Origin of the sequence: Streptomyces hesseae (assembly GCF_031845785.1) — a bacterium.
Taxonomy (GTDB): domain Bacteria; phylum Actinomycetota; class Actinomycetes; order Streptomycetales; family Streptomycetaceae; genus Streptomyces; species Streptomyces hesseae.
Genome location: NZ_JAVRFI010000004.1, coordinates 1 through 24,202, shown reverse-complemented (window position 1 = coordinate 24,202; position 24,202 = coordinate 1). Strand labels below are relative to the sequence as shown.

Here is a 24,202-nt window from a genome sequence, read left to right as displayed (position 1 = left end):
ACATCAGGGAGCTGGTGTCACAGGTAGTCGTGCGCGATACGGGCCGCGAGGCGCTCCAGCAGGGGCCCGGCGTGGGCCACGCACCGCTCCAGGTCGGGCTCCAGCTCGGTGAGGGCATACGCCCGCTCGATGCCCACGCCGGCGAGGGCGGCGGCATCCAGCGTGAGCCTCCCGCAGACGGCCACCACAGGCGTCCCGGACGCCGCCCGCGCCACCCCCACCGGCGCCTTCCCGTGCAGCGTCTGCTCGTCGAGCGAGCCCTCCCCGGTGATGACGAGGTCCGCTTCCGCCACCGCCGCGCGGAACCCCAGCACGTCGAGCATCACCTCGATACCGGGCCGGAAGGCCGCCCCCAGCCCGGCCAGGGCGCCGTAGCCGAGGCCGCCGGCCGCCCCGGCGCCCGGGGCGTCCGCGAGGCGGCCGCCGTCCAGCAGCCGCGCGTAGCGGGCGAGGCCCGCGTCCAGCGCGGCGACGTCCGCCGCGCTCGCCCCTTTCTGGGGCCCGTACACCGCCGCCGCCCCGCGCGGGCCCGTGAGCGGGTTGTCGACGTCGCTCGCCAGCACGATCCGGGTCCCGGACAGGCGGGGGTCCAGCCCGGACAGGTCGGCGCGGTCGAGCGCGGCGAGGGCGCCGCCCCCGGGGCCGAGGGGGCGCCCGGCCGCGTCCAGGAAGCGCGCCCCGAGCGCGGCGAGCATGCCCGCCCCGCCGTCGGTGGTGGCGCTCCCGCCGACCCCGAGCACGATGTCGCGCGCCCCCGCGTCGAGCGCGGCCCGCAGCAGCTCGCCCGTGCCGTACGTGGTCGCGGTGAGCGGCGCGAGGCGTCCGGGCGGCAGCAGCCGCAGCCCGGACGCCTCGGCCATCTCGACCACCGCCGTGCCGCCGTCGCCGCTCAGCGCGTACGCGGCCCCCACCGGCCGCCCCAGGGGCCCGGTCACCGTCGCCTCACGGCGCCCGAAGCCGGCCGCCAGGGCGGCGGCGACGGTCCCGTCACCGCCGTCCGCGACCGGCAGCGCCACGGGCACCACCCCCGGCACCACCCGCCGCAGCCCGGCGGCCACGTGCCGGGCCACCTCCACGGCGGTCAGCGATCCCTTGAACTTGTCCGCGGCGATCAGTACGCGTGTCGGTTCCGCCACCGTGCCGTCCTCGCTTCCCCGGCCCGGAGGCCGTACGGGTCGTCGCGCCGCGGCGACCCTACCGGGGTTCGGGTATGACGAGGAGACGTCGCGGCAGGACGTTGGTGCGGAAGACCGGACGGACCGGGGCGCCGGGCACCGGCGCGAGCCTCCACAACCGGGCGATGGTGCTCAGGACGATGACGAGTTCCATCCACCCGACCCGCTCGCCGACGCAGCCGTGGATGCCCCGGCCGAAGGGCATGTAGGCGTGCCGTTGATCCGGCCCGACCCGCTCAGGCAGCCAGCGGTCGGGGTCGAAGTCGTGGGGGCGGGTGAAGAAGCGCGGGTCGCGCTGTATGGCGTAGGAAGAGTGGAAGAGGGTGCTGTCGGCCGGGACAGTGTGGCCGCCGAGGCGAGTGTCGGTCACGGCTTGCCGGGTGAGCATCCAGACCGGCGGGTACAGGCGCACGGTCTCGGTCGCTACGCGCTGGGTGTAGGAGAGGTCCGCGAGGTGCTCGTAGCGAGCGGGCTTGCCGTGGAGGACGGTGTCGGCTTCGTGGCGCAGGCGTTCGCCCACCTCTGGGCGGTGGCTGACGAAGTAGGCGCACCAGGTGAGCGCGGTGCCGGTGGTCTCCCCGCCCGCAGTCAGGACGGAGACGACCTCGTCGTGGAGCTGCCGGTCGGTCATGGGCCGGCCGGTGCTCTCGTCGCGGGCCGCCAGCAGGGCGGAGAACAGGTCGTCGCCGCCCGCGCCGCGCTCACGGTAGCGGGCGACGACCGTGTCGACGGCCTCGTGCAGCTCTCGGGAGGCGGTGGCGAAGGCGCGGTTGGCGCGGGTGGGTACCTTCTCGAGCAGATCGGTCGGGGCCAGGGTGCGACGCATGACCGAGGCCAGGACGGTGGGAAAGGAACGCCGTATCACCGCCATCACCTGCGGGTCTATGCCGTCCGAGAAGAGCAGGTTCGATGCGACGTCGAAGCCGAGCTCCTGTAGTTCGCGCACGAGGTCGACCGGACGGCCCGGGGTCCAGGAGGAGAGGCGTCGCTCGGCGACGTCCTGGATCACCTCGGCGTAGCCGCCGAGCCTGCTGTGCCGGAAGGCGGGGCACACCATGCGGCGCTGGCGACGGTGGACGGCTCCCTCCGACATCACCAGGCCCTCGCCGAGCAGTGGTTTGATCTTCTGGAAGAGCCGTCCCCGAACGAACCGGTCCGCGTCGGTGACCAGCATCTGGTGCACGAGGTCGGGGTGGCTGACGAAGAACGCGCGCGTTGGCCCGAGGCGCACGGCTGACAAGTCACCGTAGCGGGACAGGGTGGACAGGAAGGCGTGCGGGCGGAGGGCGAGGTCGAGAGCACTGCCGACGACGGGCAGACCGGGCACGGTCGGGATGTCGGAGGGACGTGTCACGGGCGGACCTCCAGCGGACGGATGGCGCCGGAAAAGTGCGTGCCTACGCGATAGCGGTCGGTGGCCAGCCCCCAGTCGTAGAAGCCCCGCATCATCGACCGCAGTCCGCTCAGATAGCAGCGGAGCCGGTGGTCGGCGCGGGCCGACACGCGGGCTTCCAGACGGAGGTAGGCGGCGATCTCCTCGTTGTGCATCCGCGCGGACGCTTCCAGCGCCTCCTGGGCGGTCAGCGCGCGGGCGGAGGCGAGGACAGTGGGGAGGTTGAGCGCGACCTCGTCGGGTCCCGTGGCCTCCCGGCCATAGGAGAGAACGTCGTTGGCCCAGCCCGTGACGTGTGCGGTGATCCGGCACAGTCGCTGGACGTCGGGGTCCCGGTACTCCTCCTCGGGCAGTTCGAAGCCGTAGGCGGCGTCGAGCACCGCCAAGGCCACCGGGGTGCCGCACATGTAGTAACGCATGGTGATGTACTCGTCGACCGGCGGCGTCCTGCCGGTCGTGACGGTCGCGGACTGGGCCAGCGCTCCCAGCAGGTACATCCGCTCGGCGGCGAGGAACCGCTCGAGCTGCACCCGGCTTCCCATCGTCGCGAGCCGACGGCAGATGCCGACGAGCGCCCGGGCGCACGGATCGGCGGTGTGCCCGGGGGCGGCCGCGTGGCCGGCGGCGAGGCTCTCCTCGACTGCAGTCAACACGCGCAGCGCGGCCAGCCCCAGGTGGGCGGTGTCCCAGTCGGCGCCGGGCCGGTCACAGTAACGGTCGTCGAAGACGAACTGCCAGGCGTAGATCTCGCAGGCGAGCTCGAGCCCTTCCCGGGTGGCACCGGGAAACTCCCTGGCCACCAGTTCCCCGAAGCGGGCCCGCGCGAAGGCCGCGAACTCCCGCTCGTCCGTGATCAGCCCCTCGCGCCGCGCCCAGTCCAGCAGATGCGCCTCACCGGCGGCGGCCTCGGGGTGGATCTCGGGCGGGAAGGGATAGTGCAGAGCCGGCAGCCGCCAGCCGGTGAGTGGCATCGTCACAGCCCGCGCCTCCTGTCCCGTTCAGCGTAGGCCGTCAGTGCGTAACCGAAATGGCGCCGGTCGAAATCCGGCCAATACGTCGGTGTGAAGTAGAACTCGGCATAAGCCGTCTGCCAGAGCATAAATCCGGACAGTCGACTCTCCCCCGAGGTCCGGATCAACAAGTCGACATCGGGGTGTCCCGCCGTGCTCAGAAAGCTCTCCAGCCGCTGCTCAGTGAGCTCCCCGGCGAGCGAGCCATCGACATAGGCACAGATCAGCTCACGAACCGCGGCGACGATTTCCCGCCGTCCGTCGTATACGACCGCCACTACGAGCCGGGCCCCCGTCGCGATGGCGGAATCCCGCTCCACGGCCCGGAGGGCGGCCGCCTGCTCCTGGTGCGGAAGGTGCTCGAGCGAACCGATGATCCTGATCGACCAGCGGCCCTCCGCTGCGATCCGTCGCAGCCCCGCCGTGATCGCCTCCACGATGTGGTCGACGACCTTGGGCTCCCGGTACAGATTGTCCTGGGACAGCGCCCACACCGTGACATAGGGAATCCCCAGTTCGTCGCACCAGCAGAGCAGCTCGCGCACCCGGCCGGCTCCCGCCTGGTAGGCGTCCGCCAGGGGCAGGCCGTGTCGCTCCGCCCAGCGGCGGTTGCCGTCGAGAATGACCGCCAAATGCCGGGGTACCTTGCCCACGAGGTCGTGCCGGCACGAGGACCAGGAACGCGTTTCGGGCAGCATGACGGCTCCCCCAGCTCGATGGGCGATGGCTTATTTCTCTTTTCATCCTGACATCGCACGAACAGGGAGCCAGGGCGTAGCCGCAGGGCGCACGGACGCAAGCCGGGCGGCACGTGCGCCCCGCACGGACCGTGGAGGAGCCAAGGGGCTCACGCGCGTCGCACACGCTCATGGGGGAACTGCCGCACTACCCCCGCCCCGGGCGGCGCGCCCGCACGACCGATCGGGCCATTCCCGGCCATAGTGGGGCGTCATGAGCACCGAGCACACGGAGCGCGCGGAGGCCCCGGACCCGCCCCTCGTCGCCATCGGCATGGCCGCGGTCCTGGCGGTCGTGGCCTGGGCCGCGCTGGCCGGGAAGTCCTTCGACCGGGTCTCGTCCTCGGCCCTGGGCTGGGTGCTGTCCAATTTCGCCTGGTTGTTCGTGATCGCGGCCGACGTCTTCCTCGTGCTGTGTGTGGTGATCGCCTTCAGCCGGTACGGCCGGATCCGGCTGGGCGCGGACGACTCGACGCCGGAGTTCGGCAATCTGGCGTGGATCGCCATGATGTTCAGCGCCGGCATGGGCATCGGGCTGATGTTCTACGGCGTCGGCGAGCCGCTCCAGCACTTCGTCTCCCCGCCCCCGGGCAGCGGGGTGACGGCGGGCTCCCCCGCCGCCGCCCGTACGGCCCTGGAGTACTCGTTCTTCCACTGGACGCTCCACCCGTGGGCCATCTACGGCACGGCCGGGCTCGCGCTCGCCTACGCGGGATTCCGCAAGGGCCGGGGGAACCGGCTCAGTTCGGTGTTCGTCCCCCTGCTCGGCCAGGAGCGGGCGGACGGCTGGCCGGGGCGGGTCATCGACCTCCTCGCGGTCTTCGCCACGGTCTTCGGCACGGCGACCAGCCTGGGCCTGGGCGCCCTCCAGGTGTCCAAGGGGCTGAACATCACGGCCGGGGTGAAGGACACCACGGGCCTCGAACTCGTCATCATCGCGGCGCTGTCGGCGGCCTTCGTGCTCTCCGCCTTCTCCGGGCTCCACAAGGGCGTCAAATGGCTCAGCACGCTCAACATCGCGCTGGCCGCCGTCCTGATGCTCTTCGTCTTCCTCCTCGGGCCGACCGTCTTCGTCCTCAACACCATCCCGGCCGCCGCGGGCGGCTATCTCAACGACCTGCTCACGCTCGCCACCCGTACCGGCGCCTTCACCGACTCCCAGTGGCTGGGCGCGTGGACGATCTTCTACTGGGCGTGGTGGCTGTCGTGGGCGCCGTTCGTCGGCACGTTCATCGCCCGGATCTCCCACGGCCGGACGGTACGGGAGTTCCTCATCGGGGTGCTGCTGGTGCCCAGCGGGGCGACGGTGGTGTGGTTCTGCGTAATGGGCGGCAGCGCGCTGCGCCTGGACCTGACCGGGGCCGCGGACATGGCGGGCACGGTCAAGGAGGGCGCCGAGTCCTCCCTGTTCGCCCTCCTGGACACCCTGCCGCTGGCCACGCTCACCTCGTGGATCGCGATGGCGCTGGTCATGACGTACTTCATCACCAGCGCGGACTCCGCGTCGCTGGTGATGGGCTCGCTCTCCAGCCGGGGCGCCCTCCATCCGCGCACCTGGCTGGTGGTGGTGTGGGGCGTGCTGATGGCCGCGGTGGCGGCGGTGCTGCTGGTGGCGGGCGGGCTGAAGTCCCTCCAGTCGGCGACGATCCTGGTCGCGCTGCCCTTCGTGCTGGTGATGCTGGCCGTGTGCTGGTCGCTGGTGTCCGAACTGCGCACGGACCCGGGCGCCGGACCCGCGCGGCACCACGCCCTCCACGGGCTCCGGGACGCCCTGCGCACGATGGTCGGCGAGGCCGTCACCGAGCACGGGCCGGTGCGCCACCCCCGGCTGCGCCGGCTCGCGGACAGCACGCGGGACCGGGACGAGGACGGGCGCGGCGGCGGAAGCGGTCCGTCCTGACGCGACGGGAAAGCCGGCGCCGGGAATGACGCCGGGAAATACGCGTGCCGCCGCGCAGGGGCGCACGTACGCTCGCGGCATGACGGACAGACGACCTCTCGTGGCGATCCTCAGCGGCGCCGGGATCTCCACCGACTCCGGTATCCCCGACTACCGGGGCCCCAACGGCCTGTGGCGGCGGGACCCGGAGGCCGAGAAGCTCGTCACGTACGCGTACTACATGGCGGACCCCGAGATCCGCCGCCGGTCCTGGCGGATGCGCCGGGACGCGCCGACGCTGCGCGCCCGGCCGAACGCCGCGCACGAGGCCGTCGCCCGTCTGGAGCGGTCCGGCACCCCCGTGCGCGTCATCACGCAGAACGTCGACGGGCTGCACCAGCTGGCGGGCATGCCGGAGCGCAAGGTCCTCGAACTCCACGGCACGGCACGGACGGTGGAGTGCACCCGGTGCCACGCGCGTTCCGGCATGGCGGAGGCGCTGGAGCGGGTGGCGGCCGGGGACCCGGACCCGGCGTGCGAGACGTGCGGCGGGATCCTGAAGTCGGCGACGGTCATGTTCGGCGAGGGCCTGGACCCGACGGTCCTGGGTGAGGCGGTGGCCGTCGCCAAGGCCTGCGAGGTGTTCATCGCGGTCGGTACGAGCCTCACGGTGAACCCCGCCGCCTCCCTCGCCGGTCTGGCGGCCGACCACGGCGCCCGGCTGATCATCGTCAACGCCGAGCCCACGCCGTACGACGACCGCGCCGACGAGATCGTGCGCGAGCCGATCGGGAGCGCGTTTCCCGCGCTGCTGGAGCGGCTCGAAGGCGGGAACGGCTGAGCGTTCCGCTGGAATTGCGATCCGGTCACCGCGGGCCGGTGGGGGCTGGTCGCGCGGTTCCCCGCGCCCCTTACTGGGCGCGGTACCGCGCCGGACTTCGACAAGACCGCTCAGAACAGCCGCTCCGGACCGCTCTCGTGCGCCAGCAGCCGCCGTTTGCGCTCCAGGCCGCCGCCGTAGCCGGTCAGGTCGCCGCCGGCGCCGACGACGCGATGGCAGGGGACGATGATGCCCACGGGGTTCTTGCCATTGGCGAGGCCGACGGCCCTGGCGGAGCCCGGGGCGCCGAGGCGTTCGGCGAGCTCGCCGTAGGAGACGGTCCGCCCGTACGGGATCCGCCGCAGCTCCTCCCAGACGCGGCGCTGGAAGGGGGTGCCCTCCAGGCGCAGCGGGAGGTCGAATCCGGTGCGCCGGCCCGCGAAGTAGTCGGTGAGTTGGCGGATCGCCTCGGGGAACGGCCCGTCGGGGTCGAGGGGTTCGGTCGCGCGGTCGCCGAAGGTCTCCTGGGGAGGGCGGTGGCGCTGGTCGGTCATATAGAGGCCGGACAGGACGCCGTCGGTGGCGACGAGCGTGAGGGGGCCGTAGGGGCTGTCGACGACGGTGTGGACGTGGGTGCGGACGCGGGTCATGGGAGGTCTCCTAACGGAGCGGGCGTCAGGCGGGCATGCGGGTGGCGGCGTGGTCGTCGGCCGACCACAGGTACTGCACGGCGTACGCGCGCCACGGCCGCCAGGCCGCGGCGTGCCGGGTCAGGGCGGCCGGGGTCGCGGGCAGTCCGGTCCGGGCGGCCGCGCGCCGCACCCCGAGGTCGGTGGCGGGGAAGGCGTCGGGGTCGCCGAGGGCGCGCATCGCGATGATCTCCGCCGTCCAGGGCCCGATGCCCGGCAGCTCGGCGAGCCGCGCGCGGGCGTGCTCCCGGTCGCTGCCGGCGCCGAGGGCGAGTTCGCCGCCGGCGAGCGCCTGGACGGTACGGACGAGGGTGGCCCGGCGGCCCGCGGGCATGGCCAGGGCGGCGGGGTCGAGGGCGGCGAGCGCCTCGGCGGACGGGAAGAGATGGGTGAGGCCGGCGCCGGGGCCGCCCTCGGGCGGGGTCACGGGTTCGCCGTGCGCGGCGACGAGCCGTGCGGCGAGAGTGCGGGCGGCGGCGGTCGACACCTGCTGGCCCAGCACGGCCCGTACGGCGAGCTCGTCGGCGTCCACCGTGCGCGGGACACGGCGTCCGGGGGCGGCGGTGACGAGGGGCGCGAGCGCGGGGTCGGCGCGCAGCCGTTCGTCGACGGCCTCGGGGTCGGCGTCGAGGTCGAGCAGCCCGCGGCAGCGGCTGATGGCGCCCGCCAGGTCGCGCAGGTCGGTGAGGGCGAGCCGGCAGTCGATATGGCCGGGCCCGGGGGCGAGCGCGACCGTGCCCTGCCCGTAGGGGAGGCGCAGGGTGCGGTGGTAAGCGCCGTCGCGCCACTCCTCCACGCCGGGGACGGCGGTGGCGGCGAGCAGCCCGAAGAGGTTGTCGGGGCACAGGGGCGCCCGGAAGGGCAGCCGCAGCGCCAGGGTGCCGGGGGTGGCCGGGCCCCTGCCGCGCGCTGCGCGGGCGCGCAGGTCGGTGGGGGTGAGCGCGAAGACCTCGCGGACGGTCTCGTTGAAGGTGCGCAGGGCGGAGAAACCGGCGGCGAAGGCGACGTCGGCCATGGGCAGGTCGCTGGTCTCCATCAGGACGCGGGCGGTCTGGGCGCGCTGGGCCCTGGCGAGGGCGAGGGGCCCGGCGCCGAGCTCGGCGAACAGCCGGCGTTCGATCTGGCGGGTGCTGTAGCCGAGGCGGGCGGCGAGGCCGCCGACGCCTTCGCGGTCGACCGTGCCGTCGGCGATGAGGCGCATGGCGCGGGCGACGAGGTCGGCGCGTTCGTTCCACTGCGGCGATCCGGGGACGGCGTCGGGACGGCAGCGTTTGCAGGCCCGGAAGCCGGCCTGCTGGGCGGCGGCCGCGCTGGGGTAGAAGGACATGTTCCGTTCCTTCGGCGGAACGACGGGGCAGCTGGGACGGCAGTAGATGCGTGTGGTGAGCACGGCGGTGAAGAACCAGCCGTCGAAGCGCGCGTCCTTGGACTGGACGGCCCGTACGCAGCGGTCGAAGTCGGTGTGCATGCCTCAAGGGTCGATCGCCGGAGGGCCCGGTGCTGGCGGAAATCCGACATCAAGGTCGCCGGGCACCGACCCCAGCTTGTCAATGACGGTTGACAGAGGCTTCTTGTCATCCTAAGTTGACAGCATGGCCGGAACCGAAGCGACGGAATCCAATGACGCGGTGGGCACCACCGAAGCCGCGATGAGCCCGGACCCCCGGGTGGGGCTGCGCGCCGTCGCCGCGCTGCGGCGGCTGGTAGAGCGGCTGGAGGCCCTTCAGATCGACAGCGCCCGCCGGCAGGGCTGGTCCTGGGAGGAGATCGGCGGCGCCCTCGGGGTCAGCAGGCAGGCGGTCCACAAGAAGCACGCCAGGAGGTAGACAGGCATGTTCAACCGATTCACCAAGGACGCGCGGATCGCGGTCGTCGAGGCCCAGGAAGAGGCGCGCGCGCTGGGGCACACGCGGATCGGCACGGAACATCTGCTGATGGCGATCACCGGCCTCGCGGGGGCGCCGGTCGGCACCACCCTGGGCCGCTTCGGCGTCACCACCGAGGGCTGCCGTACCGCCTTCGACCCGGAGTCGGCGCCGGCGGCCTCGGACGGCCACTTCGACGAGGACGACGCGGAGGCGCTGCGCGCCTTCGGCATCGACCTCGACGCGGTGCGCGGCCAGGCGGAGCGGGCGTTCGGGCCCGGCGCGCTGGACGCGCCGCCGCCGGCACCCGAACCGGAGGGACGGCGGCTGTTCGGGCTGGGCCGCAACCCCACCGGGCCCGTCGGCCACATCCCCTTCGCGTCCCGCGCCAAGAGGGCACTGGAGGGCTCCCTGCGCGAGGCACGGACCCTGAAGAGCAATCACATCGGCCTCGAACACGTCCTGCTGGGCGTGCTCGGCTGCGACGACGAGACGACGGCGGACTACTTCCGGCGCCTCGGCGTGGAGCCCGCGGCGCTGCGCGCCGGGGTGCTGGCCGACCTGGGTCAGGCGGCGTAGCGGGCGCCCGGCCGTCCCTCTTACGCGAAGAGCCCCCTCACTCGAAGAGCCCGCTCACGCGAAGACGCTGCGCCAGACCGCCCGGGCCGCGTGGTGGCCGGACATGCCGTGCACGCCCGGGCCCGGCGGGGTGGCCGAGGAGCACAGGAAGACGGCCGGGTGCGCGGTGGCGTAGGGGACGCGGGCGAGCCTGGGGCGCAGCAGCAGTCGCAGGCCCGCGACCGAGCCCGTGGCGATGTCGCCGCCGACGTAGTTGGCGTTGCGCGCCGCGAGCTCGGGCGGCCCGGCCGTGGCGCGGGCGAGGACGCGATCGCGGAAACCGGGGGCGAAGCGTTCGATCTGACGTTCAATCACCTCGGTGGCGTCGCCCTCCCAGCCGTTGGGCACATGCCCGTAGACCCAGAAGGTGTGTTTGCCCTCGGGGGCGCGGGTGGGGTCGACGATGCTGGGCTGGGCGGTGATCAGGAAGGGGACGGCCGGGTCGTCGCCCTCGACGGCGGCCCGCAGCGCCTCCCCGATCTCCCCGAAGGTGGGGCCGACATGGACGGTACCGGCCCGGCGGGCGGCCTCGGCCGTCCAGGGCACGGGCGCGTCCAGCGCGTAGTCGATCTTGAAGACGCTGGGCCCGTAGCGGAAGTTCCGGTAGGCGTCGCCGAGTCCCGCGATCCGGGCGAGCGCGGTCGGCGAGGTGTCGAAGACGAACGCCCGGGCGGGCGGCAGGTCGTCGAGGTGCTTGACCTCGAAGCCGGTGTGGATGACGCCGCCCAGCTCGCGCAGGTACGAGCCGAGGGCGTCGGCGATGGACTGCGAGCCGCCGCGCGGTACGGGCCAGCCGCACTCGTGGGCGGCGAGCGCGAAGAGCAGGGCCATGCCGCCGGTGCCGAAGCCGCTGAGCGGGGCGATGCCGTGGGCGGCGAGCCCCGCGAACAGGCCGCGGGCCTTCTCGTCGTGAAAGCGGGTCCTGGCCAGCAGTCCGGCGGACTGCGCCGCGACCAGCCCGAAGCGGGCGTAGGTGACCGGGTCGCGGGGCAGCCCGTCCCACTGGGTGCGCAGAAAGTCGGCGGCCACGGTGTCCCAGCGGCCGTGGAAGGGCGCGACGAGCCGGCGGTAGCGGCCCGCGTCGCGCGGGCCGAACGAGGCGGCGGTCTCGCCTACCCTCCGGGAGAGCACGGCGGCCGTCCCGTCGGGGAAGGGGTGCGCGAGCGGCAGCTCGGGGTGGATCCACTCCAGGCCGTGGAGGTCCAGTGGCATGCCGGCGAAGGCGGGCGAGCGGACCGCGAGGGGGTGGACGGCGGAGCACGGGTCGTGCCGGAAGCCCGGCAGGGTCAGCTCCTCGGTGCGGGTGCCGCCCCCGATGGCGTCGGCGGCCTCGAAGACCTCGACGGCGAGACCGCGCCGGGCGAGTTCCACAGCGGCGGTCAGCCCGTTGGGCCCCGCCCCCACGACGACGGCGTCGAGCATGGTGGCCACCGGGGCTCCCCTCAAGTCGTACCCATCAGCACGGTTCTGTCAGCCGGCGGACGCCAGCAGCCCCAGGATATGCCGCAGCGTCTTCTCGTCCCGCGCGGCACTGAAGGGAAGGGCGTTGCCACCGGTGATCCGGAAGGGCTCGTCCGCGACGGTGGCGCTCGCCCCGCCCGCCTCGGCGACCAGCAGCAGACCGGCCGCGTGATCCCAGGAGTTCTCCCAAGAGAAAGCCAGCGCGTCCAGGGTGCCCCGGGCCACGGCCAGGTACTCCAGCCCCGCCGAGCCGCAGGGGCGGGGGACGACGCCGTCGGTGAGCAGCGTCCCGAGGACGCGCTTCTCCTCGTCGGTGGTGAAGTCGTAGTGCGAGATCGCGACGGTCAGGTCGCGGCCGGGCTCCGGGGAACCGCAGCGCAGCGGTACGCCGTTGAGCACCGCTCCCCCGCCGCGCCGGGCGACGGCCAGCTCGTCGAGCGCGGGGGCGTACGTCCAGGAGGCCAGCAGCTCGCCGCGGTGGGCGAGGCAGACGAGGGTGGCGAAGCCGGGGTCGCCGTGGACGAACTGGCGGGTGCCGTCGACCGGGTCGACGATCCACACGGGGGCGTCCCCGCCGAGGGCGCCGAGCACGGACGGGTCGGCGTGCACGGCCTCCTCGCCGACCACCACCGAGCCGGGCAGCAGGGCGGTGAGGGCGTGGGTGAGCTGTTCCTCGGCGAGCCGGTCGGCGACGGTGACGAGGTCGTGCGGGCCGTTCTTCTCCACGATCTCGTCCGCGGCGAGCTGCCGGAAGCGCGGCAGGATCTCGGTCGCGGCCGCCTTGCGGACCGCCTCCTCGACCTCGCTGAGGTCGCCCTCGAGGAATGCGGCGAGGGACTTTTCGATCGTCTGAACCATACGAATATCGAACCACGTGGGGTCGACCACCGGTGGTGTGGCGATGGCCTCACAATGACGTTCCGGTGAACGCCTGGACACCCGGCCGACTGCCCCGCCGCCTCACAGGCCTCTCACCGTCCCACCGCGTACCCCTGCATCCCGCGCGGATTGGCCGCCGCCGACAGCACGCCCGTCTCCGGGTCGCGTGCCACCGCGCACAGCCGCCCCTCCGACCACGGCCCGCCGACGGTCACCGCGTGCCCCCGGCGGCGCAGCTCGTCGATCGTCTCCCCACCGAGCCGCGATTCGACGGTGACGGCGCCGGGGCGGGCCGTACGCGGGTGGAAGGAACCGGGGAAGCCCTCCTGGTGCCAGTTGGGGGCGTCGATCGCGCCCTGGAGGTCCGGGCCGCCGCGCACCTCGGGGCGCAGCGCGACGGCGAGGAAGAAGTGGAGCTGCCACTGGTCCTGCTGGTCGCCGCCAGGGGTGCCGAAGGCCAGGACGGGCTCCCCGCCGCGCAGGGCCAGGGACGGGGTGAGGGTCGTGCGCGGCCGGCGGCCGGGGGTGAGGCTGTTGGGCAGGCCCTCCTCCAGCCAGGTCATCTGGAGCCGGGTGCCGAGGGGGAAGCCGAGTTCGGGCACGACGGGGTTGGACTGGAGCCAGCCGCCGCTGGGCGTTGCGGAGATCATGTTGCCCCAGCGGTCGACGACGTCGAGGTGGCAGGTGTCCCCGGAGGTGGCGCCGTCGGCGGCGACGGTGGGCTCTCCGCCGCCCGCGACGGCCGCCGGGCCCCCGGGGACGGGGACCCGGGCCAGGCGCGGGGCGCGTCCCCCGGGGCTGCCGGGGCGCAGCTCGTACGAGGCGGTGGCGCCGATCAGCTTCCGTCGCTCGGCGTTGTACGCGTCCGACAGCAGCGCGTCGAGCGGTATGTCGCCGGTGGCGTCGCCGTACCAGGCCTCGCGGTCGGCCATGGCGAGCTTGCTTCCCTCGATGAGGGTGTGGACGTAGTCGGGCGTTCCGTACGCGGGCGGCCGCTCGGGCAGCAGGGCCAGTTGCTGGAGGAGGACGGGGCCCTGGGACCAGGGGCCGGCCTTGCAGACGGTCCAGCCCTGCCAGTCGTGGGTGACGGGGTCCTCGTAGGAGGCGTGGTGGCGGGCGAGGTCGTCGCCGGTGAGGGTGCCCGCGTGGCGTTCCCCGGACGTGTCCAGGGTGGGGCGGGCGGCGGTGCGGACGAGGGCCTCGGCGATGAAGCCCTCGCGCCACACCCGGCGGGCGGCGTCGATCTGTGTCCCGCGGCCGGGCCCGGCCGCCTCGGCCAGGAGGCGGCGCCAGGTGGCGGCGAGGGCGGGGTTGCGGAAGAGGACGCCGGGGGCCGGGGGTCTGCCGCCGGGCAGATAGAGGGCGGCGGAGGACGCCCACTCCGGCTCGGTCTCGAACAGCTCCCTGACGGTGGCCACGGTCGCCCCGACCCGTTCGACGGGCGCGTGGCCGTGCTCGGCGTAGCCGATAGCGTACGCGAGCACGTCGCGCAGGGGCTTGGTGCCGTAGTCGCGCAACAGCAGCATCCAGGCGTCGAAGGCGCCGGGCACGGCCGCCGACAGGGGGCCGGTGCCGGGGACGAGCTCCAGGCCGAGCGAGGTGTAGTGCGCCACGCTCGCCCCGGCGGGTGCCGGGCCCTGGCCGCACAGCACCCGCACCGGTCCCCCGGCGGGGGCGAGCAGCGCGGGCACCTCCCCGGCCGGGCCGTTGAGGTGCGGCTCGACGACGTGCAGCACGAACCCGGCGGCCACAGCGGCGTCGAAGGCGTTGCCGCCGCTCTCCATGACCGCCATCGCGGACTGGGAGGCCAGCCAGTGGGTGGAGGACACCATGCCGAAGGTGCCCTGGAGGGTGGGGCGGGTGGTGAACGAGGGAAACGTCGGGGTCACAGCCCCCAGCAAGGCAGACGGTGGACGGGCACGCAAGGGTTACGGTTGATTCCGCCGTCGGCCGGGTGGCCGACCGGAGGGAACGAGCGGGAGGACGCGGCCGTGCACGGCGAATACAAGGTTCCGGGCGGAAAACTCGTCGTCGTGGACCTGGAGGTCGAGGACGGCTCGCTGCGTGACGTCCGGGTGGCCGGGGACTTCTTCCTGGAGCCCGACGAGGCGCTGCTCGACATCAACCGCGCCCTGGAGGGCGCGCCGGCCGACACCCCCGCCCCGGAGCTCGCCGCCCGCATCGACGCGGCGCTGCCCGAGGGCACGGTGATGTTCGGCTTCTCCTCCGAGGCCGTGGGCGTGGCGGTGCGGCGGGCGCTGGCGCAGGCCACCGACTGGCACCACTACGACTGGCAGCTCATCCACGACGGCCCCCAGTCCCCGGCCCTCCACATGGCGCTGGACGAGGTGCTGACCGCCGAGGTCGCGGCCGGCCGGCGGCCGCCCACGCTGCGGGTGTGGGAGTGGGCGTCCCCGGCCGTGGTCATCGGCAGCTTCCAGTCGCTGCGCAACGAGGTGGACCCGGAGGGGGCGGAGCGTCATGGGATGACGGTGGTGCGGCGGATCAGCGGTGGCGGGGCCATGTTCGTGGAGCCGCAGAGCACCATCACCTACTCGCTGTGCGTGCCGGACGCGCTGGTGCAGGGCCTGTCCTTCGCGGACAGCTACGCCTACCTGGACGACTGGGTGCTGGGCGCCCTCGGCGACATGGGCATCAAGGCCTGGTACCAGCCCCTCAACGACATCGCCACCGAGGCGGGCAAGATCGCGGGAGCCGCGCAGAAGCGGGTCGTCTCGGGCGACGGCGCGGTGCTGCACCACGTGACGATGGCGTACGACATCGACGCGGACAAGATGCTCGATGTGCTGCGCATCGGCAAGGAGAAGCTCTCCGACAAGGGGACGAAGTCCGCGAAGAAGCGGGTGGATCCGCTGCGGCGGCAGACGGGGTTGCCCCGGGAGGCCGTCATCGAGCGGATGGTGGCCTCGTTCCGGGGGCGGTACGGGCTCGTCGACGGTGCGGTCACTCCGGAGGAGATGGCTCGGGCGGAGGAGCTGGCCGCGACGAAATTCTCCTCGGAGGAGTGGACGGCGCGCGTGCCGTAGCGCCTGCGGCGGGCTTCCGTTTCCCGGGGGGCTGAGCCCCCTGGGAAACGGTGAACGATTCACCCCAGCGCGGGGATCACATGCTCCCCGTACGCCTCGATCGTCGCCTCCTTCGCGTCATGCATCGCATACACCGCGAACTGGTCCACACCCAGCTCCCTCAGGTGTTCCAGGCGTTCGCGATGCGCTGCCACCGGCCCCAGCACACAGAACCGGTCGACGATCTCGTCGGGGACGAAGTCCGTCGAGGGGTTCCCGGCCCGGCCGTGGTGGCTGTAGTCGTAGCCGGAGCGGCGCTCGATGTAGTCGGTGAGGGCGTCGGGGACGGCGCCGGAGTGGGTGCCGTAGCGGGTGACGAGGTCGGCGACGTGGTTGCCGACCATGCCGCCGAACCAGCGGCACTGGTCGCGGGCGTGGGCGAGGTCGTCGCCGACGTAGGCGGGGGCGGCGACGCAGATGGTGACGGAGGACGGGTCGCGGCCCGCGTCGGCGGCCGCGTCGCGTACGGCCTTGATCATCCATTCGGTGAGGAAGGGGTCGGCGAGCTGGAGGATGAAGCCGTCGGCCTCGCGGCCCGCCAGGGCCAGGGCCTTGGGGCCGTAGGCGGCCATCCACACGGGCAGCCGGCCGTCGCGGATCCAGGGGATCCGCAGTGTCTTCCCGTCGCCGACGTCGGCCTCGCGGCCCTCCGCCAGGTCGCGGATGACGCGCATCGCCTCGCCGAGCGTGGCGAGGGTGTTGGGCTTGCGCCCGGCCACCCGCATCGCGGAGTCGCCCCGGCCGATGCCGCAGACGGTGCGGTTGCCGTACATGTCGTTGAGGGTGGCGAAGGTGGAGGCGGTCACCTCGGGGGTGCGGGTGGAGGGGTTGGTGACCATGGGGCCGACGACCAGGCGCTCGGTGTGTTCCAGGATGCGGCTGTAGATGACGAAGGGCTCCTGCCACAGTACGGCGGAGTCGAACGTCCAGCCGTAGCGGAAGCCCGCGCCCTCGGCGCGTCTCATCAGGTCCACGACGGCGGTGGCGGGCGGGTCGGTCTGGAGGACGAGGCCGAAGTCCACGTGCGGGGTGCTCCTTAGCTGAGGTACTGGCAGGTGGTGCGGGGGACGTAGCGTCCGTGGCCCGCCCGTCCGGTGAACTTCCTTTTTTCGATGACGGTTTCGCCGCGCGAGAGGACCGTCTCCACCTGCCCGGTGATCTGTTTGCCCTCGTAGGCCGAGTAGTCGACGTTCATGTGGTGGGTGGACGCGGAGAGCGTCTGCCGCGCGTGGGGGTCGTAGATGACGATGTCGGCGTCGCCGCCGGGGGCGATGGTGCCCTTGTGCGGGGCGAGGCCGAACATCCGGGCGGGCGCGGCGCAGGCGATCTCGATCCAGCGGCGGCGGGAGATATGGCCGTCGACGACGGCCTGGTGGAGGAGGTCCATGCGGTTCTCCACGCCGGGCAGCCCGTTGGGGATCTTCGAGAAGTCGCCCCGGCCCAGTTCCTTCTGGCCGGAGAAGCAGAAGGGGCAGTGGTCGGTGGAGACGACCTGGAGGTCGTCGGTGCGCAGCCCGCGCCAGAGCGCGGCCTGGTGCTCGCGCGGCCGCAGGGGCGTGGAGCAGACGTACTTGGCGCCCTCGAAGCCCGGTTCGGCGAGGTTGTCGGTGGAGAGGAAGAGGTATTGCGGGCAGGTCTCGCCGAAGACCGGGAGGCCCTTGTCGCGGGCCTGCGCCAGCTCGGCGACGGCCTCCTCGGCCGAGACGTGCACGACGTAGAGGGGGCTGCCGGCGACCCGGGCGAGCTGGATGGCGCGGTGGGTGGCCTCGGCCTCCAGGAGGGTCCTGCGGACCTCTCCGTGGTAGCGGGGGTCGGTCCTCCCCGCCGCCAGGGCCTGTTCGACGAGGACGTCGATGGCGATGCCGTTCTCGGCGTGCATCATGATCAGCCCGCCGTTGCCGGCGGCCCGCTGCATCGCGCGCAGGATCTGCCCGTCGTCGCTGTAGAAGACGCCCGGGTAGGCCATGAACAGCTTGAAGGACGTCACGCCCTCCCCCACCAGCAGGTCCATCTCCTTGAGCGAGCTCTCGTGCACATCGGAGAGGATCATGTGGAAGGCGTAGTCGACGGCGCACCGGCCGTCGGCCTTGGCGTGCCAGGTGTCCAGTCCGGCGCGCAGGGACTGCCCGCGCGACTGGACGGCGAAGTCGACGACCGTCGTCGTACCGCCCCAGGCGGCGGCGCGGGTGCCGGTCTCGAAGGTGTCCGAGGCGGCGGTGCCGCCGAAGGGGAGCTCGAAGTGGGTGTGGGCGTCGACGCCGCCGGGGATGACGTACTTCCCCGTGGCGTCGATGACGCGGTCGGCGCTCCAGCGCCCGGCGTACGTACTGTCCGGGGCGGCCAGCGCGGCGACCTTGCCGTCCTCGATCAGGACGTCCGCGGTGATCTCGTCGGCGGCGGTGATGACGAGTCCGCCGCTGATGAGCGTGGTGGTCATGGGCCCTCCTCGGCGGCGAGGTCCTGCTGGGCACGGCTCAGCGCCTCTTCGAGGATGGCGGCGCCCTCCTCGGCCTCCGCGACGGTGAGCGTCATGGGCGGGGCGATGCGCAGGGTGTTGCCCTCGCGGCCGCCCTTGCCGATCAGCAGGCCCCGCTCCCGGGCGTGTTCGAGGGTGCGGGCGGCGGCGTCCGGGGACGGTGAGCCGTCGCGGCCGACGAGCTCGACGCCGGCCATCAGCCCTCGGCCGCGCACCTCGTGGACGATCGGCAGGCCCGCGCCGATGGCGCGCAGCCGCTCCAGGAGGAGGCCGCCGACGCGGCGGGCGTTGCCCTGGAGGTCGTGCTCGATCAGATAGGTGAGGTTGGCGAGGCCGGCAGCCATGGTGACGGGGCTGCCGCCGAAGGTGGAGATGGAGTTGGCGCCGAGGCAGTTCATGACGTCGGCGCGGGCGACGACGCCGCCGATGGACATGCCGTTACCGATGCCCTTGGCGAAGGTGAGCAGGTCGGGCGGGCCGCTCGCGGCGTGGGCCTGCCAGCCCCAGAAGTGGTCGCCGGTGCGGCCCCAGCCGGTCTGCACCTCGTCGGTGATCCACAGGATGCCGTGCCGTTTCAGGACCTCGCGGAAGGCGGCGTAGAGCCCGTCGGGCGGCGCGGTGAAGCCGCCGACGCCCTGGACGGGCTCGGCGATCAGCGCGGCGACGGTGCCGTGCGCCTGGCCCAGCACGTCCTCCAGGTCCGCCACGCACGCCTCGATGAACTGCCCGTCGCTCAGGTGGGCGTACGGCCCCCGGCCGCGGACGCCGCCGTGGACGTAGAGCGTCTGGAGGGGCGAGAGGCTGGTGGGCGACCAGCTGGTGTTCCCGGTGATGCCGACGGTGGAGAAGGAACGGCCGTGGTAGCTGTTGCGCATCGCCAGGATCTGGTTGGACCCGCGGTACGTGGTGGCCAGCAGGAGCGCGGCGTCGTTGGCCTCGGTGCCGGAGGTGGTGAAGAAGACCCGGGCGTCGGGGATGCCCGACAGGCTCGCGACGCGCTCGGCGAGCTCGACCATGTGCCGGTCGAGGTAGAGGGTGGAGGTGTGGAGGATGCGGCCTGCCTGCTCGCTGACGGCCTTGGTGACCTCGGGGAGGGCGTGGGCGGTCATCGTGGTGAGGATGCCGCCGAAGAAGTCGAGGTACCGCTTTCCGGAGGCGTCCCAGACGTGCCGGCCCTCGCCGTGGGTGAGCTCCAGCGGCTCGCTGTAGTAGAGGGCGAGCCAGGAGGGCATCACGGCCCGGTGCCGGTCGTGGAGCGGGGCGGCGGGGCTCATGGCCGCACCAGCCCGTCGTAGGCGTCGGGGCGGCGGTCCCGGTAGAACGCCCACTGCCGGCGCACCTCGTCGATCACGTCGAAGTCGAGGTCGCGGACGAGCAGTTCCTCCTTGGTGTCGCTGGCCGGGTCGCCGACGAACTGGCCGCGCGGGTCGACGAAGTAGGAGGTGCCGTAGAAGTCGTTGTCCCCGTACTCCTCCTGACCCACCCGGTTGATCGCGGCGACGAAGTACTCGTTGGCGACGGCGGCCGCGGGCTGTTCGAGCCGCCACAGGTGGGAGGAGAGGCCCCGTGAGGTGGCCGAGGGGTTGTAGACGAGCTGCGCGCCCGCGAGGCCCAGGGCGCGCCAGCCCTCGGGGAAGTGCCGGTCGTAGCAGATGTAGACGCCGATCCGGCCGACGGCCGTGTCGAAGACGGGCCAGCCGAGATTGCCGGGCCGGAAGTAGTACTTCTCCCAGAACCCCTTGAGCTGGGGGATGTGGTGCTTGCGGTACTTGCCGAGATAGGTGCCGTCGGCGTCGATGACGGCGGCGGTGTTGTAGAAGAAGCCGGCCCCCTCGGCCTCGAAGACCGGCACGACGATCACCATGCCGGTCTCGCGGGCGAGGTCGCTCATCCGGCGGACGGTCGGGCCGTCCGGGACGGGCTCGGCCCAGCGGTAGTGCTCGCTCTCCTGCACCTGGCAGAAGTAGGGGGCGTTGAAGACTTCCTGAAAACCGATCACCTTGGCGCCCTGCGCGGCGGCGGCGCGGGCGTGCTCCTCATGCTTGGCGATCATCGACTCGGTATCGCCGGTCCAGGTCGCCTGGACCAGTGCCGCACGGACAACGTTGGCCATGAGCTGCTCCTCAGCCGGGACTTCGAACAGGCTGCGCACGCGAAAGATCCGCGTGTGCATGCGACCGTAGGTCCCGTCACTCCCCGTGGCAAGACCATCGCGCATGTCCCGCGTCCACGCATTTCAGAAAGGCATCCTTGCAAGTTTACCTGTCTTTCTCTTAGGGTGGCCGTATGACAGCCACCACGCTCGACCCGAGGGCCGCCCTCGTCCTCGTCGACCTCCAGAAGGGCATCGTCGCCCTGCCCACCACCCACCCCGCTCCCCCGGCCGACGCCGTCGTCGAGCGCGGGGCCCGCCTCGCCGCCGCCTTCCGCGAGCGCGGGCTGCCGGTCGTCCTGGTACGTGTCGTCGGCGCAGCGCCCGGGCGCTCCGAGGCCCCGCTGCGCTCCGGCCGGCCCCCGGCCGACTTCGCCGAGCTGGTGCCGGAGCTCGGCCGCCAGGACACCGACATCGTGGTCACCAAGCACACCTGGGGCGCCTTCCACGCCACCGACCTGGACCTCCAGCTGCGCCGCAGGGGCGTCACCCAGGTCGTGCTCGCGGGCATCGCGACGGGCGCGGGCGTGGAGTCCACCGCCCGCGCGGCCCACGAGCACGGCTACCACGTGACCGTCGCGACGGACGCCGTCACCGACCCGGACCCCGAGGTGCACCGCTTCTCCGTCGAGAGGGTCCTCCCGCGCCTGGCCGAGACGGACACCACGGACAACATCCTCGCGCTGCTGGGTCGCTGACCCGCACCGGTCGCCGGCCTACACCAGACCGGCGGCGTACACCACCAGCGCGGCGGCGACGAGCGCGTACGCGGCGAGCCCGATCCAGGCGTAGCGGTGGTGGACCCGCTCCGCCCGCGCCGGACAGCCGCCCCGTACCGTCCAGCGCCAGGACAGCACGGTGGCCAGCACCGCCAGCAGCACATAGACGAGCGTCAGCAGATGCAGCCCGTCGATGAGCGTCAGCCCGACCGTGCTCGTGACGACCGTGCTCACCTGCTGAAGGTTCAGCATTACTACAAAGAGGCCCCCGCCCAACAGGGCCAGCCGGCTCTGCATCGAGTCCAGCCGCTCGGCCATGCCCAGCTCATCGCCGTGCGTGGGCAGCAGGAAGGCGGCGGTGGCGAGGAGCACCATGAGGTAGAGCGGCCCGGTCAGCCGCCAGAAGGCCGTGGGGTCGTCGCGCGCCAGGTCCATCTCGACGACCAGCCTGCTGCGGGTGCTGCCCTTGCCCCGGGGGAGCGTGGTGTCGCCGAAGTTCGTCGGGAAGTGCTGCTCGACCGCGGTCAGATGGAATCCGGTGAGCTTCCAGCCGTCGGGGGCGAGCCCCTCGTTGGCACCCGAGTCCTCGTTGTCGGGGGTGAAGCGGAACTTGTCGATCGTGGTGCGGGACGTGATGTTGATCGTGATCCGGTGGCGGTCGTAGGGGAACGCGCGCAGGTCCCAGTCCTGCCGGAAGACGCCCTGGATCCGCACCAGGTCCCGGAACATGCCGGCTTCCTGAGTCACCGAGGGCTCGCTCTTCTCGGCGTCGCTGGAGTTGGTGAACGCCACGTCGGGCAGCGGGTCCAGCTCGCGCTTCGGGCAGACGCTCCAGACCGTCAGCCGCGCCGAGAAGGCGTTCTTGGCGGGGTCGAGGTCGTAGAGGTCGCTGAGATAGGCGCCGACCCGGCAGGTCGGGGCCTCTTTCGCCGGTGTTCGTTCCACCGGGGCCGCGTCCGCGGTGCCGGCTGCCGACAGCCACACCGCGAACGCGCCGATCAGTACCGCCAGGACCCGTGTCAACCGCCGTCGCCCACTCATGACATCAGTGATCGTGGCCCGGCGGCGGCCGCCCCAATCCGCCCCTATCCGGCGCGGAAACGCGCGGCCCCCGCGCGCGCAGGAGCCGTCAGCGCACCGGCGGCTTCCCCTCGGGCCTCACCACCATCGCCGAGCCGCCCCCGCGCCGGCTCTTCTCGGCCGCGGCCAGCCAGCGCCCGTCGGGCAGCCGCTGGACGCCGGTGGCGGCGCCGATCTCCGGATTGAGCTTGAACACATGGCCCTTGGCCTCCAGCCGGCCGCGCAGCGGGCTGTTCCACAGCCCCGGCTCCAGCTCGGTGGCCGCCGCGTTGCGCTGGCTGGCGCGGGGCGCGGCGATGGCGTCGCCGAGCGGCATGCCGCGGTCCACGTGGTTGAGGAGCGTCTGGAGGACGGTCGTGATGATGGTGGCGCCGCCGGGCGAGCCGAGGGCGAAGGCGGGCCTGCCGTGCTCCAGGACGATCGTGGGCGACAGGGACGAGCGCGGGCGCTTGCCCGGACCGGGCAGGTTGGGGTCGTGGACGCCCGGGCTGACGGGGGTGAAGGAGAAGTCGGTCAGCTCGTTGTTCAGCAGGAATCCGCGCCCCGGCACGGTGATACCGCTGCCGCCGGTCTGCTCCAGCGTGAGGGTGTACGCGACGACGTTGCCCCACTTGTCGGCGACCGTCAGATGGGAGGTGTTCTCCCCCTCGTACGGGGTCGGGGCGGCCCGGCCTCCCGTCGCGCAGCGCGAGCCCGGGCGGCGCGGGTCGCCGGGCGCCAGCGGGCTGGTGAGCACAGCGTCGTCCTTGATCAGGCAGGCGCGCGAGTCGGCGAAGCGCTGGGAGAGCAGGCCCTGGACGGGCACGGACTCGAAGGCGGGGTCGCCGACCCAGCGGTTGCGGTCGGCGAAGGCGATCCGGCTGGCCTCGATGTAGCGGTGGAGATAGGTCTGCTGGTCCAGCCGCTTCAGCTCGGAGTTCTCCAGGATGTTGAGGGCCTCGCCGACGGTCGTCCCGCCGGAGGAGGAGGGGGCGATGCTGTAGACGTCCAGGCCCCGGTAGGAGGTGCGGGTGGGGTCCTGCTTGCGCGCGCCGTACGCGCGGAGGTCCCGCTCCGTCAGATCGCCGGGCCGGGCGACGCGTCCGGAGGCCGGGTCGACGGGCGGCTTGCGCACGGTCCGGACCAGGTCGCGGCCCAGCGCGCCCCGGTAGAGGGCGGCCACGCCCTGGTCGGACAGCAGGCCGTAGGTGCGGGCGAGGTCGGGGTTGCGCAGCGTCGAGCCGACGGCCGGGGGCTTGCCGCCGGGCAGGAAGATCTTGGCGGTGGCGGGGAAGTCCTTGAAACGGTCGTAGTTGGCGGCGGTCTGGTTGTGGAAGGTCTCGTCGACGGTGAAGCCGTCGCGGGCCAGCCGCCGGGCGGGCGCCAGGACCTGGCCGAGGCTACGGCTGCCCCAGGAGCGCAGGGCCGTGTCCCAGGTGGCGGGGGTGCCGGGAGTGCCGACGCTCAGGCCGCTGGTGACGGCGTCGGCGAAGGGCAGCGGGCCGCCCTTCTCGATGAAGAGGTCCTTGGTCGCGCTGAGGGGGGCGCGCTCGCGGCCGTCGATGGTGGAGACCTTGCGGGACTTGGCGTCGTAGTAGACGAAATAGCCGCCTCCGCCGATGCCGGCGGAGTAGGGCTCGGTGACGCCGAGGGCGGCGGCGGTGGCCACCGCCGCGTCCACCGCGTTGCCGCCCTTGCGCAGCACCTCGACGCCCGCGGCGGAGGCGTCGGCGTCGACGCTGGCCACGGCGCCGCCGTAGCCGACGGCCACGGGGGACTTGGCGGGGGTGCGGGTGGCCTCGCCGGTGGGCCCGGCGGGCGCGGCGGGCGCGGCGGCCGCGGCGGGCGCGGCGGGCGCCGCCAGCGCCCCGGCGACGAGCGCGGCGGTGGCCGCGAGAACGGGCAGGCTCCGGCGGGGGTTCGGTCTGGCGAGGGCCATGGGTGCCTCCGTGACGGACGAACGGGCCCCGGAGCCTACTCGCGGAGCGCGGCCGCCGACAGGGCACTTGCCCCTGCCGGGCGGGGCCGCCGGTCCGGTCTCACGGTGGGTGCGGGTGCGGCCGTCACGGCACCGCGGGCCGGTGGGGGCTGGTCGCGGACAGCACGGCGCAGCTGCCGATGATGGTCCCGAAGCCGATGTCGTTGCCGCCGATGCCGACGGTCACGAGGCGGGTCTGCTTGCCG

General features: G+C 73.1%; 21 protein-coding genes and 3 pseudogenes. 8 read left to right on the top strand and 16 right to left on the bottom strand.

Features of this window, described 5'->3' with window-relative positions; translation table 11 throughout:
• Window positions 1–17: 17 nt before the first annotated feature.
• Genes RM609_RS08285 through uppS form a run of 4 tightly spaced genes read right to left on the bottom strand, consistent with a single transcriptional unit; the run spans window position 18 to window position 4,276 of the window.
• Window positions 18–1,136: a glycerate kinase gene (locus tag RM609_RS08285; protein WP_311609207.1), complete on the bottom strand. Its 1,119-nt coding sequence runs from the start codon at window positions 1,134–1,136 to the stop codon at window positions 18–20.
• A gap of 58 nt (window positions 1,137–1,194) precedes the next feature.
• Window positions 1,195–2,529, bottom strand: a complete 1,335-nt coding sequence (locus RM609_RS08280; RefSeq protein ID WP_311609205.1) for a cytochrome P450 — start codon at window positions 2,527–2,529, stop codon at window positions 1,195–1,197.
• On the bottom strand, window positions 2,526–3,539 hold the full coding sequence (locus RM609_RS08275) for a terpene synthase family protein (protein WP_311609690.1): 1,014 nt from the start codon (window positions 3,537–3,539) through the stop codon (window positions 2,526–2,528). Before RM609_RS08275 ends, RM609_RS08280 begins: the two co-directional genes overlap by 4 nt.
• A 2-nt stretch (window positions 3,540–3,541) precedes the next feature.
• Window positions 3,542–4,276 (bottom strand): polyprenyl diphosphate synthase, encoded by a 735-nt coding sequence (uppS, locus tag RM609_RS08270; RefSeq protein ID WP_311609197.1) that lies wholly within the window; start codon window positions 4,274–4,276, stop codon window positions 3,542–3,544.
• 253 nt (window positions 4,277–4,529) lie between these two features.
• Here uppS and RM609_RS08265 point away from each other — a divergent pair, with 253 nt between their 5' ends.
• Both RM609_RS08265 and RM609_RS08260 read left to right on the top strand, forming a co-directional pair.
• Window positions 4,530–6,215, top strand: coding sequence for a BCCT family transporter (locus tag RM609_RS08265; protein WP_311609195.1), 1,686 nt, complete (start codon window positions 4,530–4,532; stop codon window positions 6,213–6,215).
• Window positions 6,216–6,294: 79 nt separating this feature from the next.
• Window positions 6,295–7,035: an SIR2 family NAD-dependent protein deacylase gene (locus tag RM609_RS08260; protein ID WP_311609194.1), complete on the top strand. Its 741-nt coding sequence runs from the start codon at window positions 6,295–6,297 to the stop codon at window positions 7,033–7,035.
• 110 nt (window positions 7,036–7,145) lie between these two features.
• On the opposite strand, the gene RM609_RS08255 is transcribed toward RM609_RS08260, so the two are convergent.
• Window positions 7,146–7,664: a methylated-DNA--[protein]-cysteine S-methyltransferase gene (locus tag RM609_RS08255; protein ID WP_311609192.1), complete on the bottom strand. Its 519-nt coding sequence runs from the start codon at window positions 7,662–7,664 to the stop codon at window positions 7,146–7,148.
• 25 nt (window positions 7,665–7,689) lie between these two features.
• Window positions 7,690–9,171 (bottom strand): DNA-3-methyladenine glycosylase 2 family protein, encoded by a 1,482-nt coding sequence (locus RM609_RS08250; RefSeq protein WP_311609190.1) that lies wholly within the window; start codon window positions 9,169–9,171, stop codon window positions 7,690–7,692.
• Between the two features lie 124 nt (window positions 9,172–9,295).
• On the opposite strand from RM609_RS08250, the gene RM609_RS08245 reads away from it, so the two are divergent.
• From RM609_RS08245 to RM609_RS34725, 4 genes and pseudogenes are all read left to right on the top strand, one after another.
• Window positions 9,296–9,529, top strand: a complete 234-nt coding sequence (locus RM609_RS08245; RefSeq protein WP_311609717.1) for a hypothetical protein — start codon at window positions 9,296–9,298, stop codon at window positions 9,527–9,529.
• A 6-nt stretch (window positions 9,530–9,535) separates the two neighbouring features.
• A pseudogene (locus RM609_RS08240) lies at window positions 9,536–9,712 on the top strand (Clp protease N-terminal domain-containing protein); the annotation flags it as partial.
• Window positions 9,713–9,925: 213 nt separating this feature from the next.
• Window positions 9,926–10,043 (top strand): annotated as a pseudogene (locus RM609_RS34730) (hypothetical protein); the annotation flags it as partial.
• Entirely contained in the window at window positions 10,040–10,147 is a 108-nt protein-coding gene (locus RM609_RS34725; protein ID WP_498073163.1) for a hypothetical protein, read from the top strand. The pseudogene RM609_RS34730 and the gene RM609_RS34725, both read left to right, overlap by 4 nt.
• Window positions 10,148–10,201: 54 nt before the next feature.
• Here the strand turns inward: RM609_RS34725 and RM609_RS08230 are convergent, their stop codons facing one another.
• The 3 genes from RM609_RS08230 to RM609_RS08220 all read right to left on the bottom strand — a co-directional run bounded on the left by RM609_RS08230 (window position 10,202) and on the right by RM609_RS08220 (window position 14,358).
• Window positions 10,202–11,608, bottom strand: a complete 1,407-nt coding sequence (locus tag RM609_RS08230) for a phytoene desaturase family protein (protein WP_311609689.1) — start codon at window positions 11,606–11,608, stop codon at window positions 10,202–10,204.
• Window positions 11,609–11,656: 48 nt separating this feature from the next.
• The gene (locus tag RM609_RS08225; RefSeq protein WP_311609188.1) at window positions 11,657–12,505 is read right to left on the bottom strand and encodes an inositol monophosphatase family protein; all 849 of its coding nucleotides are present in this window, start codon (window positions 12,503–12,505) and stop codon (window positions 11,657–11,659) included.
• 113 nt (window positions 12,506–12,618) lie between these two features.
• Window positions 12,619–14,358 carry a gamma-glutamyltransferase family protein gene (locus RM609_RS08220; RefSeq protein ID WP_311609688.1) on the bottom strand — a complete coding sequence of 580 codons (1,740 nt, stop codon included), beginning with the start codon at window positions 14,356–14,358 and terminating at the stop codon, window positions 12,619–12,621.
• 159 nt (window positions 14,359–14,517) lie between these two features.
• Between RM609_RS08220 and lplAB the strand changes: the two genes are divergently transcribed.
• Window positions 14,518–15,573 (top strand): lipoate-protein ligase LplAB, encoded by a 1,056-nt coding sequence (gene lplAB, locus RM609_RS08215; RefSeq protein ID WP_311609187.1) that lies wholly within the window; start codon window positions 14,518–14,520, stop codon window positions 15,571–15,573.
• A 59-nt stretch (window positions 15,574–15,632) separates the two neighbouring features.
• Here lplAB and RM609_RS08210 read toward each other — a convergent pair whose 3' ends face one another.
• The 4 genes from RM609_RS08210 to RM609_RS08195 are packed head-to-tail and all read right to left on the bottom strand — an operon-like array spanning window position 15,633 to window position 20,201.
• Window positions 15,633–16,634 (bottom strand): TIGR03842 family LLM class F420-dependent oxidoreductase, encoded by a 1,002-nt coding sequence (locus RM609_RS08210; protein ID WP_311609184.1) that lies wholly within the window; start codon window positions 16,632–16,634, stop codon window positions 15,633–15,635.
• A 14-nt stretch (window positions 16,635–16,648) separates the two neighbouring features.
• A complete protein-coding gene (gene hydA / locus RM609_RS08205; RefSeq protein WP_311609182.1) occupies window positions 16,649–18,049 on the bottom strand; it encodes a dihydropyrimidinase in 1,401 nt (466 codons plus the stop codon).
• The gene (locus RM609_RS08200; protein WP_311609181.1) at window positions 18,046–19,362 is read right to left on the bottom strand and encodes an aspartate aminotransferase family protein; all 1,317 of its coding nucleotides are present in this window, start codon (window positions 19,360–19,362) and stop codon (window positions 18,046–18,048) included. The genes hydA and RM609_RS08200 overlap by 4 nt, the downstream gene beginning before the upstream one ends.
• Window positions 19,359–20,201, bottom strand: a complete 843-nt coding sequence (locus RM609_RS08195) for a nitrilase-related carbon-nitrogen hydrolase (RefSeq protein ID WP_311609179.1) — start codon at window positions 20,199–20,201, stop codon at window positions 19,359–19,361. The genes RM609_RS08200 and RM609_RS08195 overlap by 4 nt, the downstream gene beginning before the upstream one ends.
• Window positions 20,202–20,374: 173 nt before the next feature.
• On the opposite strand from RM609_RS08195, the gene RM609_RS08190 reads away from it, so the two are divergent.
• Window positions 20,375–20,938, top strand: coding sequence for an isochorismatase family protein (locus RM609_RS08190; RefSeq protein ID WP_311609177.1), 564 nt, complete (start codon window positions 20,375–20,377; stop codon window positions 20,936–20,938).
• Window positions 20,939–20,956: 18 nt separating this feature from the next.
• Here the strand turns inward: RM609_RS08190 and RM609_RS08185 are convergent, their stop codons facing one another.
• The 3 genes and pseudogenes from RM609_RS08185 to RM609_RS08175 all read right to left on the bottom strand — a co-directional run.
• Window positions 20,957–22,000 carry a ligand-gated ion channel gene (locus tag RM609_RS08185; protein ID WP_311609175.1) on the bottom strand — a complete coding sequence of 348 codons (1,044 nt, stop codon included), beginning with the start codon at window positions 21,998–22,000 and terminating at the stop codon, window positions 20,957–20,959.
• A gap of 88 nt (window positions 22,001–22,088) precedes the next feature.
• Window positions 22,089–23,957, bottom strand: coding sequence for a gamma-glutamyltransferase (ggt, locus tag RM609_RS08180; protein WP_311609172.1), 1,869 nt, complete (start codon window positions 23,955–23,957; stop codon window positions 22,089–22,091).
• A gap of 145 nt (window positions 23,958–24,102) precedes the next feature.
• Window positions 24,103–24,202 (bottom strand): annotated as a pseudogene (locus tag RM609_RS08175) (SGNH/GDSL hydrolase family protein); the annotation flags it as partial.